Genomic DNA, 314 nt, shown 5'->3' with positions numbered 1-314 from the left:
TCGTGCATAACAGCCTGTGACTCCTCCGCATCTGGTAACACAAAGCCATCCATCAGCACAATGACGTATACTTCTGTAACTTCGTAATTCCAGGCCTTTCGATTCCCTTTTGGCGCCTGATCGGCTATAATTTTGCTACCGTAATACAACATACGACGTTTCAGATTCACCTGGGCCGTACGCTGCACTTCAATGACGAATTTTGCACCATCAGCAGTGGTACACATCAGATCAAAGATAACTGTACCGATCTCGACCCCATCCCCAACATGTTCATTCCGCACATAAACCAGATCAACGATATTCTTTCTACC

Annotated in this window: 1 protein-coding gene; it reads right to left on the bottom strand. The window is 45.9% G+C overall.

What is annotated here, in order from left to right:
* Positions 1-314, bottom strand: a 314-nt coding sequence (locus tag ACSZOX_RS22405) for a PD-(D/E)XK nuclease family transposase (protein ID WP_437922475.1), incomplete at both ends; no start/stop codon positions are given.

The sequence above is a fragment of the Sphingobacterium sp. LRF_L2 genome (assembly GCF_965644235.1).
Lineage (GTDB): Bacteria > Bacteroidota > Bacteroidia > Sphingobacteriales > Sphingobacteriaceae > Sphingobacterium.
This window is presented reverse-complemented; position numbering and strand designations above follow the sequence as displayed.